Source organism: Pseudomonas sp. Je.1.5.c, from assembly GCF_051129895.1.
Classification (GTDB): domain Bacteria; phylum Pseudomonadota; class Gammaproteobacteria; order Pseudomonadales; family Pseudomonadaceae; genus Aquipseudomonas; species Aquipseudomonas urmiensis.
The window spans coordinates 15970-29562 of the sequence record NZ_JBCPSP010000023.1 but is presented as its reverse complement, the minus strand read 5'-3'; the positions used below and the strand labels follow the sequence as shown (position 1 = coordinate 29562).

Here is a 13593-nt window from a genome sequence, read left to right as displayed (position 1 = left end):
TCAATTTCCTTTTACGGCAGAGGCGGGCGGGTTGGCCCGCTCGAAGGGTTCCAGGGCGTGGTGCAGGCTGGCGCGGGACAGTTCACCCAGGTGGCTGCCGACCAGTCGCCCTTCGGCGTTGTAGAACAAAGTGGTGGGCAGGGCCATGGAGCCGACCCGCTGGGCAAGTAGGCCGCTGCCATCGAACAGGACGTGGGTCAGGCTCAGGCCAGTGGTTGCCAAAAAGGTGCTGACGTTCTCTGGCGTCTCGCCCTGGTTGACGAACAAGAAGGTCACATGCGGATAGTCGTGCTGGGCTTGCTGGAGCACCGGCATTTCACGTCGGCACGGCGGGCACCAGGTCGCCCAGATATTGATCACCAGTGGCTTGCCGCGGTAGTCGTGCAGGGCCATGGATTTGCCAGCGGCGGTGCGCAAGGTCAGGTCAGGCAGCTCGGTACCCTTGCTGTACAGGTGGCTACCCAGGCTCGCTAGCACCCAGAACAGTGCGCCACTGGCCAGCGCCCAGCCTAGTGGCTGGCGCAAGCCGGGCTGGCGCCAGCCCTGCCAGAGGGTGCCAAGGACGATCCCGACCAGGCCGCCCCAGAACAGAAAACCGCCATCGCGAATATCGATGATCTGCAGCGGTTCGTCGCGGTACATCGGCCAGTAGAGCAGAACGAAGCCTAGGCGCGCGCCGAGCAACCCCAAAAGGAACAGGTTGAACAGCGCCGACTCCGGACTTTGCCCGCCGCGCCGGGCGACCCACCAACCGACCACGCAGGCAATGCCGAGCGCTGCGAGCAGCAACAGGTGGTTCAGGGCCATGGTCAGCGGCCCAAGGGTTACGGTCAGCATCAGCCTTGGCTCCTGGTCTGTGCCCAATGTTGCAGAAAACCGCTCGCATCCACTTCACCGGTGATGCGCCGCGCACGGCGCTCGTTCCCTTCTGGGCCGATCCAGATCAGGCTTGGCGGACCGGGCACCTGATAGCGTTGCAGCAGTGCCCGGCTAGCTGGGCTGTCGGCGGTTACGTCCAGGCGCAGCAGGTGCACACCGGCCAGGCTGTTGAGCACATCGGCCCGGGCGAAGACCTGTTTCTCCATGACCTTGCACGACACGCACCAGTCGGCATAGTAGTCGACCAGCACCCATTGGCCACGGCCCTTGGCGGCATCCAGTTCGCGTTGCAGGTCTTCGGGTCGGCTGACAGTGATGAAGGCATCCTCGGCCTTAGCCGCAGCCGGCGTATTGCTGCCGGCGAACGGCTGCAAGGGTTGCCACAGGTCGCTACTGCCAGCAGCGGCGCCAACCAGCAATAGTCCGCCCCACAGTGCGCCGAGCAAGGGAATCGCACGCAGCGCAGGCAGACGCTGCAGGGCGGGCCAAGTCGCCCAGCCCAGGGCGATCAACCAGCTGCCGCTAAGGCCCAGCAGCAGTGGAGCGGGCAGCAGGGTGCGCACGGTGTACAGCGCCATGGCCAGGAACACGAAGCCGAACAGACCTTTGACCAGATTCATCCAGGCGCCTGGGCGTGGCAGATAGCGGTTGCCCAAGGTCACCAGCAACAGCAGTGGCACACCCATGCCCAAGCCCAGGCTGAACAGTACCAGCGCGCCATGCAGCACATCGCCACTCTGCGCGATGTAGAGCAGCGCACCGGCCAGCGGCGCGGTCATGCATGGCCCCATCAGCAAGCCGGACAGCGCACCGAGCAGCGCCGCGCCGTACAGGTTGCCGCCACGCGTGCCTTGCCCTGCGCGATCGAGGCGGTCGCGCAGGGCCGTGGGCAATTGCAGCTCGAAAGCGCCAAACATGGGCAACGCGAGCAGCACGAACAGCCCGGCCAGGCTGCCCAACAGCCAGGGTTGTTGCAGCCACGCTTGCAGGCTGGCGCCCAGCAGTGCGGCGACTACGCCCAGGCCTGCGTAGACCAGCGCCATGCTCAGCACATAGACCCCCGCCAGCAGCCAGCCACGCCGGGCGCTGGCGCCGTTGCCCAGGACCAGCCCCGCCAGGATCGGCAGCATTGGCAGCGAGCAGGGGGTGAACGCCAGCAGCAGGCCCAGGCCGAAGAAGGCCAGCAGACCCCAGAGCAGATTGTCCTGCTGCAGGTTGCTGGCTAGGGCCTGGTCGCTGGCTTGGTCGGCGACTGTTGCGCTGCTGCTGTTGCCTAGATCGATGGCGGTCGTTTGCGGCGGGTAGCACAGGCCGGCATCAGCGCAGCCCTGCCAGCCCAGGCGCAGCTGGCCGCTGGCTTCGGCCGGCAACAGCAGTTCAAGCTCGCTGCGGTAGATCGCGCTGTCGCCGAAGAACTCGTCGTGATGGTTCAGCGCGGCTGGCAGTTGCGGGTGTTGGGCGGGAGGCAGGCCGTCGAACTTCAGCCGTTTCTGATAGAGGTAGTAGCCTTCCTTGATCTGGAAATGTAAGCGCATCTGGCCTGATGGCAGGCGGTCGTGGGTGAGGACGAACGCTTGGTTGACGGGCAGGAAGTCAGGTTTGACGTCGAACGGATTGGCCTGCAGAGGCCCCGCCAGCAGAAAGGTCAGGATGATCAGGAAAACGCGCATGTCTTGGCCTTGGTAATGCAGATAAGCGGCCATGCTGGCCTGGGTCGATTAACCGAGAGTTAACCCGGAATTACTCACCTATTGATTCGGGGGAGTTACTCATGCGCCCTGAGCGGCAATGGCGGATGCCCAGCCGCGACGAACCGCGTACCAGCGGTCATAATCCTCACTTAATCACCTTGTGGCGCAATACTCACCCCCCTATTGGAGACCACCCCATGCACGTACTGCTCTGCGAGGACGACGACCTGATCGCCAGTGGCATCTGCGCGGGCCTCACCGCCCAGGGTCTGACCGTGGATCGGGTGGCCAATGCTTCTTCGGCGCAGGCGTTGCTCAAGGCCGCGCAGTTCGATGTGATGATCCTCGACTTGGGGCTGCCTGACGAAGATGGCCTGAAGCTTCTGCGCCGCTTGCGTCAGCAAGGCGAGACGCTGCCGGTCTTGGTGCTGACCGCCCGCGATGCCGTGACCGACCGGGTCGACGGGCTGCAGGCCGGTGCCGACGATTACCTGCTCAAGCCGTTCGACCTGCGCGAATTGGCCGCCCGCTTGCACACTCTGATGCGGCGCATGGCTGGGCGTGCGGTCAACATCATCGAGCACGGTCCTCTGCACTATGACCCCAGCAGTTGCGAAGCGACCCTGGCCGGCCAACCGGTAGACCTGTCGCGGCGCGAGCAGGCCTTGCTCCAGGCGCTGCTGCAGAATCCGGGGCGAGTGCTCTCCAGCGAACAACTCAAGGATTGCGTCTACGGCTTCAGCGATGAGGTAGAGAGCAATGCGCTGAACGTTCACATCCATCACCTGCGGCGCAAGCTTGGCAACAGCATCGTCGAGACCGTTCGCGGCCTCGGCTATCGCCTGGGCCCGGCGCAGGCACCTGAAGAGATTGCCCCATGAGCTTGCGTGTGCGTCTGTCGCTGATCCTGGGCAGCGCTTTCATCCTGATCTGGGCGCTGGCGGCGGCGTGGATGTTGCGCGACCTGCGCCAGCAGATGATGTTTTCCCTCGACCAGCGCCTGGTGGCCTCGGCGCGCATGGTCGCCGGGCTGATCGACCAGCTGCCGCAACCGCTGGCGGCCAAGGGCGAGGATGCGCACTTTTCCGCCGATCAGCTCAGCGTACCGGATGGCATGGCCTGCCAGGTCAGCTCGCTGCGCGGCGAGATCCTCGCCAGCAATCACAAGCACGACGGCGCCATGGATGACCAGCGCAGCGGCTTTCGCGATCAGACCATCGATGACGCCCGCTGGCGCACCTTCACCTACAACCATGGCGATGTGCGCATCACCACCGCTGACCGTCACCAGGAGCGAGAGGCACTGAACCAGTCGATCCTGCTGGCCGCCTCGGCACCGGTGCTGATGGCGCTGCTCGGTAGTCTCGGTTTGCTCTGGATCGGCCTGGGCAAGGGCCTGGAGCCGCTCAATCGAATGCGCGATGCCTTGCGCAAGCGACGTGCCGATAGTGTCGAGCCGTTGCAGGTGGCGGGTATGCCCAGCGAGCTGCAGCCCTTGCTCGAAACCCAGAACCAGTTGTTCTTGCGGATCGCTCAGACGCTTGAGCGTGAGCGGCGCCTGACGGACGACGCCGCCCACGAGCTGCGCAGCCCGCTGACCGCGATCAAGACCCACCTGCAAGTGGCGCAGATGACCGACGGCGTCGTGCGTGATCAGGCCCTGGCGCATGCCGAGCAGGGCGCAGATCGCATGCATCGCACCTTGGAGCAGTTGCTGCTGCTGGCCCGGGTAGAGGGCAGCCTGTCCTTCGACGATGGCGTGCAGTGCAGTGCCGAGCAGGTCGCACGCCAAGCCGTGCAGGATGCCGGTGGGGGGGATAACCGGCGGATCATTGTGCGCTTGCCGGAAGACGCCACCCGGATCTACCTCGGTATGCCGGCACCGCTGGCGGTGGCGGCGCTGCGCAATCTGCTCGACAACGCCCTGCGTCATGGCGGGGATGCGCCCGTGGAGCTGGAGTTGCAGATGGCCGATGGGCAGGTCGGCTTCATGGTTCGCGACCATGGCCCAGGGATCAAGGACGGTGATCTTGAGCACCTGACTGAACGCTTCTGGCGCAACAGCCAGAGCGGTGGCTGTGGCTTGGGCTTGGCGATCGTTCAGGCGATTGTCCAGCGCTGCGCCGGTAGTTTGCGCTTTGACAGCCGCAGCGATGGCTTGCGGGTCTGGCTGCAGGTGCCCGCACGTTCGGGACACTGATCGTCAGCAGGCCTCTTCACCGCGCAAAAGCATGAAGGGGCCAAGACCTGCTGTCAGGCGCCAATGGCTCGTCAGCCCAGCGCTATTCAAAACTGCGCCCGGCACGCCAATAGCCCATCAATGTCAGGCTATTGCGATCCAGCCCGCGCTCCTTGATCAGATAGCGGCGAATGTCCATGACCGTGGCCGATTCGCCAGCGACCCAGGCATAGAACTCGTTGCTCTCGCCGCTGGCCAGTTCCCACAAGATGCGCTGTTCGATGTCCACCTCTTCCAGCTTTACCGCTGCTGGGGCGACCGTGCTTGGCAGTGTGGCCAACTCGCGAACAGCATGGCTCATGGCATGCCCGTGATCGCAGCGCAGCAAGTCGCGCGGCAACCAGTGCAGGTGAGTGGCGGGGCTGTGCGAAAGCGCTAGGCAGTCGGCTTGCAACGGCACCTCGATAAAGGCCTCGACAGGCAGTTCAGGTTGGGTTTCGGCCAATTGTTCGAGAATGCCCCCAATCGCCGGTAGCGCGGTTTCATCCCCCACCAGCAGTACCCGCTTGACCGCCCGTGGTAGCTTCCACTCATAACCTCCCGGGTCTCCCCGGTAGACCAGGTTGGGTGCAACCATCTGTAGGCAATCACCGATGCGCGCCTGGGTGGCCCAGGCCGAGGCGGGGCCATTGACGCCATGCAGGACGAAATCTATCGCGACTTCGCCTGTCTCACGGTCCAGGCTGCGGATGGTGTAGGTGCGCATCGGCGGCGTGTGTGCGGCGGCCAGGTTGCGCCGGGCCTGTTGCCATTGGCCGTCCTTGGGCAGCTTCGGCGGTTGGCCAGAGGGCGAGGGGAAGAACACCTTGACCCGTTGATCAGGTGCCAGGGTGCTCATCAGGCGCACGTCTTCTCCGCTAAACACATAACGGCACAGCGAAGGGCTTAGCGGTTGGATGGCTTTGAGCTGGATGTCGAAAATGCGATAGGCCGTTGCCTTGCTCCGGCGGATCAGGCCGGACAGGAAGGAGGTCATCAGTTGTACCTCGTGCGTAGAGGAAGGTACTAAAGGGACGACCGGGCACTGCAACGAATTAGCGCAGACCTGCGCGGGTGACCTGGCTGATGAGGATGGCCCTTGGTTCGCGCTTGAGCGACAATGGGCACCCATCCGCGGAGTAGCCCATGACCGATTTCACCCCTGACGCCGTCCTCGACGCCTCCGGCCTGAACTGCCCGGAGCCGGTAATGATGTTGCATCAGCACGTACGCAACCTGGCCGCTGGCGGCCTGCTCAAGGTGATCGCCACCGACCCGTCGACCCGCCGCGACATCCCTAAGTTCTGTACCTTCCTGGGGCACGAGCTGCTCGAACAGCAAGAGCAGGCCGGCACCTACCTGTACTGGATCCGCAAGAAGGCCGACTGAACCGCGCTGGATCGAGCCCGCCGTAGCGCCTACACTGCGTTCCCCTGACAGGAGAGCGCCATGCTGATAGTTGCCGACGAGAATATCCCGCTGCTCGATGCCTTTTTTGCCGGATTTGGCGAGATCCGCCGTTATCCCGGACGCAGCATCGACGCGCAGTGCGTCAAGGACGCTGACGTGCTGCTGGTACGCTCGGTGACTCGCGTCGACCGGCAACTGCTGCAGGGCAGCAAGGTGCGCTTCGTCGGCACCTGCACCATCGGCACCGATCATCTGGACCTGGATTACTTCGCCCAAGCTGGCATCCACTGGAGCAGTGCACCGGGCTGCAACGCCCGCGGCGTGGTCGATTACGTGCTGGGCAGTCTGCTGACGCTGGCTGAGCTCGATGGCGAAAACCTCGCCGAGCGGGTCTATGGCGTGGTCGGCGCAGGGCAGGTCGGTGAGCGCCTGGTGCGCGTTCTTCATGGCCTGGGCTGGAAGGTGCTGGTCTGCGATCCGCCGCGCCAGGCCGCTGAAGGGGGTGACTTCGTCGACCTGCAAACGCTGCTTGAACAGTGTGATGTGATCAGCCTGCACACGCCGCTACAGCGCGACGCTGAGCACAGCACCTGGCACTTGCTGGGGCGCGAGCAACTGGCGCAGTTGCGTCCGGGCGCCTGGCTGATCAACGCCAGCCGCGGACCGGTAGTGGATAACCAGGCCCTGCGCGATCTGCTGCTGGAGCGTGACGACGTGCATGCGGTGCTGGACGTCTGGGAGCGCGAGCCTGAGGTCGATCTCGACCTGGCTGACCTGTGCACCTTGGCCACGCCGCATATCGCCGGCTACAGCCTGGATGGCAAACAGCGTGGCACTGCGCAGATCTACCAGGCGTTGTGCAAGGTGCGTGGTGAGGCTGAGCAGGTGCAGTTGGCGGACTTGTTACCCGAACCTGCCCTTGCGCAGATCGAACTCAATGCCAGCAGTGACCCCGCCTGGGCCCTGGCGACCTTGTGCCGGGCGGTGTATGACCCACGCCGAGACGACGCTGATTTTCGTCGCAGCCTCAGTGAAGATCCGGTCGAGCAGCGGGCGACGTTCGACTTGCTGCGCAAGCATTACCCACAGCGGCGCGAGATCGAGGGGCTGGCAGTGAAGTTGCGGGGCGAGTCGCCGCAGTTGGCGCAGATGGTCAATGCGTTGGGGGCTGTGCTGGTCTGATTGGGCCTTGTCCCGCGAGGCTTATGTATCGCCCAATAAAAACCCGGCGCATGCGCCGGGTTGAGTCAATTCTGTGTATCAGGCCTTGTTCGAGCGTTCGACGCGGCTTTTTTCCAGGTCTTCGCAAGCCTTTTTGATCATCTCATCGGTGATCGGCACCTCGCGGCCCTGGGCATCGATAATCGAGCCGCAATCCAGGTCGTGCTGTGGCTTGGTGGTCTTGGGCGTTTCGCTGCTATGTTGCAAGCTCATTTCCTGTCTCCTCATCAGGTTCAAGCTCAGGGTATCCCCTTGCCGTGACTGGCCTGTGACAGCTCCTTGGGCGTCACGACATGGACAGTCCATCAGAAACCGCGGCAAAGCTCCAGAAGCACTTTAGAACGATAAGCTATAGCCACTGGCGCAAGCTTGCCATCGGACATGCCCCGGTCATTAATGCGATCCACTGCAAGAGGCCTGAGTTCCGCCCGTGTAGATGAATGGTAGGCTGAGCGCTTCCTTGGCTAGATGATCTGCGTCATGCCCGATTCTGTTACTTCACGTCAGCGCCGCGCCTTGCGCCTGGGCTGGCAGTTCCTGCAACCGTACCGCAAGCAGATGCTCCTGGCTTTGCTGGCGCTAGTGGTCACTGCGGGGATTACTTTGTCGATGGGGCAGGGCATTCGCCTGCTGGTGGACCAGGGCTTCATGACCGGTTCGGCCCACCAGCTCAACCAGACCCTGGGCCTGTTCATGCTGCTGGTGGTCGCCTTGGCAGTGGGCACCTTCAGCCGTTTCTACCTGGTGTCGTGGATTGGTGAGCGCTGCGTGGCTGATATCCGCCGGGCCGTGTTCGATCACCTGATCGGCTTGCACCCCGGGTTTTTCGAAGACAACCGCAGCTCGGAGATTCAGTCGCGCTTGACCGCTGATACAACGCTCCTGCAATCGGTGATCGGCTCGTCGCTGTCGATGTTCCTGCGTAATGCTCTGATGGTGCTGGGTGGCGTGGTGCTGCTGTTCATCACCAACCCCAAGCTCACCAGTATCGTGGTGCTGGCTTTGCCGTTGGTGTTGGCGCCGATTCTGTTGTTCGGTCGGCGGGTACGCAGCCTGTCGCGCCAGAGCCAGGATCGGGTGGCCGATGTCGGCAGCTACGTGGCCGAGACGCTCGGCCAGATCAAGACGGTGCAGGCCTACAACCATCAGCCGTTGGATCGCGAGCGCTTCGCTGAGACGGTAGAGGCTGCGTTCACTGTCGCGCGGCGACGCATTGCCCAACGCGCGTGGTTGATCACCTTGGTGATCGTGCTGGTGCTGGGCGCGGTGGGGGTGATGCTCTGGGTGGGCGGCATGGATGTGATCGCCGGACGTATCTCAGCGGGTGAGTTGGCAGCTTTCGTGTTTTATAGCCTGATCGTCGGCAGTGCCTTCGGCACCCTTAGTGAGGTGATCGGTGAGCTACAGCGTGCGGCGGGTGCGGCAGAACGTATTGCCGAGTTGCTGGCGGCGCAGAGTGCGATCCTCGCTCCGGTCGGCGCAGTTGCCCAACCCGGTGAGCGAGCTAGCGGCCGTATCGAGCTGCGTGAGGTGGTTTTTGCCTATCCATCACGGCCGACGGTAGCGGCTTTGGATGGCTTGGACCTGCTTGTCGAGCCGGGGCAGACACTGGCATTGGTCGGTCCCTCAGGGGCGGGCAAATCGACCTTGTTCGACCTGCTGCTGCGTTTCTACGACCCGCAACAGGGGGCGATTCTGCTCGATGGCCAGCCGCTGACGGCACTTGAGCCATCTGCCTTGCGCCGCCAGTTTGCCTTGGTGGCGCAAAACCCAGCGCTATTTCGCGGCACGGTGGAGGCCAACATCCGCTACGGTCGCCCTGATGCAAGCTTTGCCGAAGTCGAGGCGGCAGCGCGTGGCGCGCATGCTCATGAATTCATCCAGCAACTGCCCCAAGGCTATCAAACGTTGCTCGGGGAGGGTGGCATCGGCCTGTCTGGCGGCCAGCGGCAACGCCTGGCGATTGCCCGGGCGCTTCTGGTCGATGCGCCGATACTGCTGCTCGACGAGGCCACCAGTGCCTTGGATGCGCAAAGCGAACACCTGATCCAGCAGGCCTTGCCGAGCCTCATGGCGGGGCGCACAACGCTGGTGATCGCTCATCGGCTCGCCACCGTGCAGCACGCCGAGCGGATTGCGGTGATCGACAAAGGCCGGATCGTCGCGGTGGGCAGCCACCGGCAATTGGTCGAGGAAAACCCGCTCTACGCCAGGCTTGCCCAGCTGCAGTTCACCTCGATCTAAGATTTGTCGCTGCTTGGCGGGCGGATGTAGTTGATTTGTAACATTTCTGTAGCAATTGCCTGAGACTATCTGGCTCAGCTGTGACGTAAGTGCTCGACCTGGCTGCTATCGAACGATGGCAGCTTTTTTTTGGCCTGCGAACGAGGACAAGGATGTCTGTCGCGGCGCTGTTTCGGCACGCCGTTTTCTTCCCTCCTTGTTCCCGAGATCCGCGATGTTGCGTAAATCCCTCCGCGTACAAATCCTCTCTTTGCTCGGCGGCAGCCTGGCGGCGATGCTGCTGATTGCCCTGGTGTGCTTCCAGTTCCTGTCGTCCAGCGTGCGTGGCTATGCCGAGCTGGTCGATGGCCCGCTACGCGCTTCGCAATTGATCGATGAGGCCAACCTGCAGTTCAAGATCCAGGTGCAGGAGTGGAAGAACGTGCTGCTGCGCGGTCGTCAGCCGGCCGAGCTGGATAAGTACTGGCAGCAGTTCCAGGCGCGCGAGCAACAGGTCCAGCAGTTGCTTGGGCAACTGATCCAGAGCAGCGATGACCAGCTCAAGGCGCCACTTGAGCAACTGCGTGACAGTCATCGGCAGTTAGGCCAGGCCTATGCGCAAGGGCGCCAGGCGTTTCTGGCGGCTGGAGGCGATCCGGTCGCAGGTGATCTGGCAGTCAAGGGCGTGGACCGCGCGGCCAGTGAGCAGATGAGTGTGCTGGTCGAGCAGTTGCGCGCTGATGCCCGCGAGCGCGCCGCTGCCATCAATGCCAGCGCGCAGCGAACTGTGTGGATCGGCTTGCTGGTGATGCTCGGCTCGGCGCTGCTGGTCGGCGTGCTCAGCCTGTGGCTGGTCAATCGCAGCCTGATCGAGCCGATTCGCCAACTGATCGACTATGTCGCACAACTGAGCCAAGGGCGCTTCGCTGCGCGCGTGGATGACCGCCGTGAAGACGAACTGGGCCGACTGGCCCGGGCGGCCAATACCTTGCGTGACTTCTTGGCCGAGACCATAGGCCGCCTCAAGGACAACGCCGATGAACTTGAAGGCGCCAGCGGCCAGTTGCGCAACCTGGCCGGCGACATGGCGCGCGGCACGCACGATCAGTTCCAGCGTACCGATCAAGTGGCCACGGCCATGCATGAGATGTCCGCCACCGCTCAAGAAGTAGCGCGTCATGCGGCTGAAGCGGCGCGCGCTGCAGACGATGCCGATCACAGTGCTCAGGCCGGCGAGCAGGTCATGCAGGCCACCATCGACACCATTGCCAACGTCAACCGCGAGATCGCTGGCACCGCTGCGGTTATTCGCGATCTGGAACACGACAGCACGCGCATCGGCAAGGTCCTGGAGGTGATCCGGGGTATCGCCGAGCAGACCAATCTGCTGGCGCTCAATGCCGCGATCGAGGCCGCTCGTGCTGGTGAGGCCGGGCGCGGCTTTGCGGTGGTCGCTGATGAGGTACGCAGCCTGGCCCAACGCACTGCGGCATCGATTGCCGAGATTAATCAGATCATCGAGGCGGTGCAGTCGGGCGCAGTAGAGGCGGTCAAGGCTATCGAGAGTGGCCAGCGGCGCAGCGAAGAGGGTGGCGAGCAGGTGCAGCAGGCGGGGCAGATGCTGCAGCGCATCACTGCGGCGGTGGAGGCGATCCGCGACATGAACCGGCAGATCGCCACGGCGGCTGAGGAGCAGACCAGCGTCGCCGAAGATATCTCGCGCAATCTGATCGAGATCACCCGCATCGCTACGGCCAACCAACAGGCCGTGCAGCATACCGAGCAGGCTGGGCAGCGGCTGCATGGTTTGTCGGGGCAGTTGGGTGAAGTGACATCGCGCTTGAGCGCCTGAAAAAACCAGGGGGAAATCCGCCAGATGGCGCTGATAGAGGCCAAGCATGTGGCGGATTGTCGCCATAAAAGGCACATCAATCAGGGTGCGACGACAGGCCTCAGCCATTAGACATTGGTCTTGGTAAAACTGGCACGGAGTCTGCTTAAGGGCGCAACGGCGGTCGTACCCGATTCATCGAAACCCCAGGCGCCGGTTGACACCAGGATCAGCCAAGCCAGAACAACAATCCGGGCGTGCATATGCGCAGGGAGCGGTCAGCCAGACACTTCACTTCAATTGGATTGAGCTATGAAAAAAATCCTGCTGACGCTCCTGTGCCTGAGCGTCGTCGGCTGCTCCAAGCCTGCGCAACCGGAAAAAACCGTCGACGTCCTGCTGATCGGCGGCGGCATCATGAGTGCAAGCCTGGGGACTTACCTCACTGAGCTGCAACCGGACTGGAAAGTCGACGTCTACGAGCGCATGGACCAGGTCGCCGAAGAGAGCTCCAACGCCTGGAACAACGCCGGTACCGGCCACTCGGCCTTCTGCGAGCTGAACTACACCAGCGAAGGCAAGGACGGCAAGATCGACATCAGCAAGGCAGTTGGGGTCAACGAGCAGTTCGAGATCTCCAAGCAGTTCTGGGCCTATCAGGTCGAGCAGGGCGTGCTGAGCAATCCCAAGTCGTTCATCAACAACGTGCCGCACATGAGCTTTGTCTGGGGCGATGAGAACATTGCCTTCCTGCACAAGCGTGTCGCTGCCCTGCAGCACAGCTCGCTGTTCCGTGGCATGGAAATCTCCGAAGACCACGAGCAGATCCGTCAGTGGGTGCCACTGGTGATGGAAGGCCGCTCACCTGAGCAGAAGGTTGCGGCAACCCGCATGGCCATCGGCACCGACGTCAACTTCGGCGAGATCACCCGCCAGCTGTTCGCCTCGATGAGCCGCAACCCGAACGTCAAGCTGCACCTGCGTCATGAAGTACGCGACATCGTGCGCAACGACAATGGTTCGTGGAATGTAGTGGTGGCGGACCTGGCCGACGGCGGCAAGCAAACCACCGTCAATGCCAAGTTCGTCTTCATCGGCGCCGGTGGTGGCGCGCTCAAGCTGCTGCAGAAGTCCGGTATCCCCGAGGCTGAAGGCTACGCCGGCTTCCCGGTGGGTGGCCAGTTCCTGATGACCGACAACCCTGACGTGGTTGCCCGGCATAAGGCCAAGCTGTATGGCAAGGCCTCGGTCGGTGCGCCGCCGATGTCGGTGCCGCACCTGGATACCCGGGTCATCGATGGCAAGGAGGTGCTGCTGTTCGGCCCGTTCGCGACCTTCTCCACCAAGTACCTGAAAAATGGCTCGCTGCTGGACATGTTCGCTTCGCTGACCAGCCACAACATCAGCCCGATGGTGCATGCCGGGATCGACAACATCGACCTGAGCACCTACCTGATGGGCCAGTTGATGCTCAGCTTCGACGACCGCATGAACAACCTGCGCGAGTACTTCCCGAACGCCAAGAATGAAGACTGGAAATTGCTCCAGGCTGGCCAGCGCGTTCAGGTGATCAAGAAGGACCCGCAGCTGGGCGGTATCTTGCAGTTCGGCACTGAAGTGGTGGCCTCCCAGGACGGCAGCATCGCTGCATTGCTCGGCGCCTCGCCTGGCGCCTCGACCGCAGCGCCGATCATGCTGACGGTGCTGGAGAAGACCTTCAAGGATCAGGTCAAGAGCCCTGAGTGGCAGGCCAAGCTCAAGCAGATCGTGCCGACTTATGGCCAGAAGCTGAATAACAACCTTGAGTTGACCAACAAGACCCGTGAGTGGAGCAGCTCGCGTCTGCAACTGCTGTACGTGCCGGTGCAGGCGGAGCAAGCGTTGGCTCAAGCGACTGCGGCGCAATAAGTCTGGTTGTGAATAGCGCCTCCCTCGGGAGGCGTTGTTTTGTCTGGGATCCGCGTCGGCCTTTTCGCGGGCAAGCCCGCTCCCACAGGCAACTCACCGTTGTTGATGCCGGCGGGATGTTTGTGGGAGCGGGCTTGCCCGCGAAAAGGCCGACGCGTATTCAGCAGACGTTCACGCAGACAACAAAAAGCCCGCGCAAGGCGGGCTTTTCG

At 63.0% G+C, this 13593-nt stretch carries 11 protein-coding genes and 1 pseudogene; 8 read left to right on the top strand and 4 right to left on the bottom strand.

What is annotated here, in order from left to right:
* Nucleotides 1-837: a TlpA family protein disulfide reductase gene (locus AAZU54_RS16920; protein ID WP_186556303.1), complete on the bottom strand. Its 837-nt coding sequence runs from the start codon at nucleotides 835-837 to the stop codon at nucleotides 1-3.
* Nucleotides 837-2549 (bottom strand): protein-disulfide reductase DsbD, encoded by a 1713-nt coding sequence (gene dsbD / locus AAZU54_RS16915; protein ID WP_434727438.1) that lies wholly within the window; start codon nucleotides 2547-2549, stop codon nucleotides 837-839. Before dsbD ends, AAZU54_RS16920 begins: the two co-directional genes overlap by 1 nt.
* A gap of 218 nt (nucleotides 2550-2767) precedes the next feature.
* Here dsbD and AAZU54_RS16910 point away from each other — a divergent pair, with 218 nt between their 5' ends.
* Nucleotides 2768-3451, top strand: a complete 684-nt coding sequence (locus AAZU54_RS16910) for a response regulator (protein ID WP_186556305.1) — start codon at nucleotides 2768-2770, stop codon at nucleotides 3449-3451.
* On the top strand, nucleotides 3448-4770 hold the full coding sequence (locus tag AAZU54_RS16905) for an ATP-binding protein (RefSeq protein WP_186556306.1): 1323 nt from the start codon (nucleotides 3448-3450) through the stop codon (nucleotides 4768-4770). The genes AAZU54_RS16910 and AAZU54_RS16905 overlap by 4 nt, the downstream gene beginning before the upstream one ends.
* Before the next feature lie 82 nt (nucleotides 4771-4852).
* Here the strand turns inward: AAZU54_RS16905 and AAZU54_RS16900 are convergent, their stop codons facing one another.
* A complete protein-coding gene (locus AAZU54_RS16900; protein WP_434727429.1) occupies nucleotides 4853-5785 on the bottom strand; it encodes a siderophore-interacting protein in 933 nt (310 codons plus the stop codon).
* A gap of 149 nt (nucleotides 5786-5934) precedes the next feature.
* On the opposite strand from AAZU54_RS16900, the gene tusA reads away from it, so the two are divergent.
* Together tusA and pdxB are read left to right on the top strand one after the other, a co-directional pair.
* Entirely contained in the window at nucleotides 5935-6177 is a 243-nt protein-coding gene (tusA, locus tag AAZU54_RS16895) for a sulfurtransferase TusA (RefSeq protein WP_186556308.1), read from the top strand.
* A 60-nt stretch (nucleotides 6178-6237) separates the two neighbouring features.
* Complete coding sequence (gene pdxB / locus AAZU54_RS16890; RefSeq protein ID WP_186556309.1) at nucleotides 6238-7380, top strand: 4-phosphoerythronate dehydrogenase PdxB; 1143 nt, start codon at nucleotides 6238-6240, stop codon at nucleotides 7378-7380.
* A gap of 78 nt (nucleotides 7381-7458) precedes the next feature.
* On the opposite strand, the gene AAZU54_RS16885 is transcribed toward pdxB, so the two are convergent.
* Nucleotides 7459-7632 (bottom strand): PA1571 family protein, encoded by a 174-nt coding sequence (locus AAZU54_RS16885; protein WP_186556310.1) that lies wholly within the window; start codon nucleotides 7630-7632, stop codon nucleotides 7459-7461.
* Between the two features lie 267 nt (nucleotides 7633-7899).
* Between AAZU54_RS16885 and AAZU54_RS16880 the strand changes: the two genes are divergently transcribed.
* The 4 genes and pseudogenes from AAZU54_RS16880 to mqo all read left to right on the top strand — a co-directional run bounded on the left by AAZU54_RS16880 (nucleotide 7900) and on the right by mqo (nucleotide 13381).
* Nucleotides 7900-9663, top strand: coding sequence for an ABC transporter transmembrane domain-containing protein (locus AAZU54_RS16880; protein ID WP_186556311.1), 1764 nt, complete (start codon nucleotides 7900-7902; stop codon nucleotides 9661-9663).
* Between the two features lie 115 nt (nucleotides 9664-9778).
* Nucleotides 9779-10609 (top strand): annotated as a pseudogene (locus AAZU54_RS16875) (HAMP domain-containing protein); the annotation flags it as partial.
* Nucleotides 10610-10726: 117 nt separating this feature from the next.
* Complete coding sequence (locus tag AAZU54_RS16870; protein WP_392463771.1) at nucleotides 10727-11494, top strand: methyl-accepting chemotaxis protein; 768 nt, start codon at nucleotides 10727-10729, stop codon at nucleotides 11492-11494.
* A 291-nt stretch (nucleotides 11495-11785) separates the two neighbouring features.
* On the top strand, nucleotides 11786-13381 hold the full coding sequence (gene mqo, locus AAZU54_RS16865) for a malate dehydrogenase (quinone) (protein WP_264235409.1): 1596 nt from the start codon (nucleotides 11786-11788) through the stop codon (nucleotides 13379-13381).
* The last annotated feature ends 212 nt before the right edge of the window (nucleotides 13382-13593 follow it).

Excerpts from the sequence above, each read along its gene's own strand:
- dsbD (WP_434727438.1), bottom strand. The coding sequence starts at position 2,549 with ATGCGCGTTTTCCTGATCATCCTGACCTTTCTGCTGGCGGGGCCTCTG.
- mqo (WP_264235409.1), top strand. The coding sequence starts at position 11,786 with ATGAAAAAAATCCTGCTGACGCTCCTGTGCCTGAGCGTCGTCGGCTGC.
- AAZU54_RS16910 (WP_186556305.1), top strand. The coding sequence starts at position 2,768 with ATGCACGTACTGCTCTGCGAGGACGACGACCTGATCGCCAGTGGCATC.
- AAZU54_RS16885 (WP_186556310.1), bottom strand. The coding sequence starts at position 7,632 with ATGAGCTTGCAACATAGCAGCGAAACGCCCAAGACCACCAAGCCACAG.
- pdxB (WP_186556309.1), top strand. The coding sequence starts at position 6,238 with ATGCTGATAGTTGCCGACGAGAATATCCCGCTGCTCGATGCCTTTTTT.
- AAZU54_RS16920 (WP_186556303.1), bottom strand. The coding sequence starts at position 837 with ATGCTGACCGTAACCCTTGGGCCGCTGACCATGGCCCTGAACCACCTG.
- AAZU54_RS16905 (WP_186556306.1), top strand. The coding sequence starts at position 3,448 with ATGAGCTTGCGTGTGCGTCTGTCGCTGATCCTGGGCAGCGCTTTCATC.
- AAZU54_RS16900 (WP_434727429.1), bottom strand. The coding sequence starts at position 5,785 with ATGACCTCCTTCCTGTCCGGCCTGATCCGCCGGAGCAAGGCAACGGCC.
- tusA (WP_186556308.1), top strand. The coding sequence starts at position 5,935 with ATGACCGATTTCACCCCTGACGCCGTCCTCGACGCCTCCGGCCTGAAC.
- AAZU54_RS16870 (WP_392463771.1), top strand. The coding sequence starts at position 10,727 with ATGGCGCGCGGCACGCACGATCAGTTCCAGCGTACCGATCAAGTGGCC.
- AAZU54_RS16880 (WP_186556311.1), top strand. The coding sequence starts at position 7,900 with ATGCCCGATTCTGTTACTTCACGTCAGCGCCGCGCCTTGCGCCTGGGC.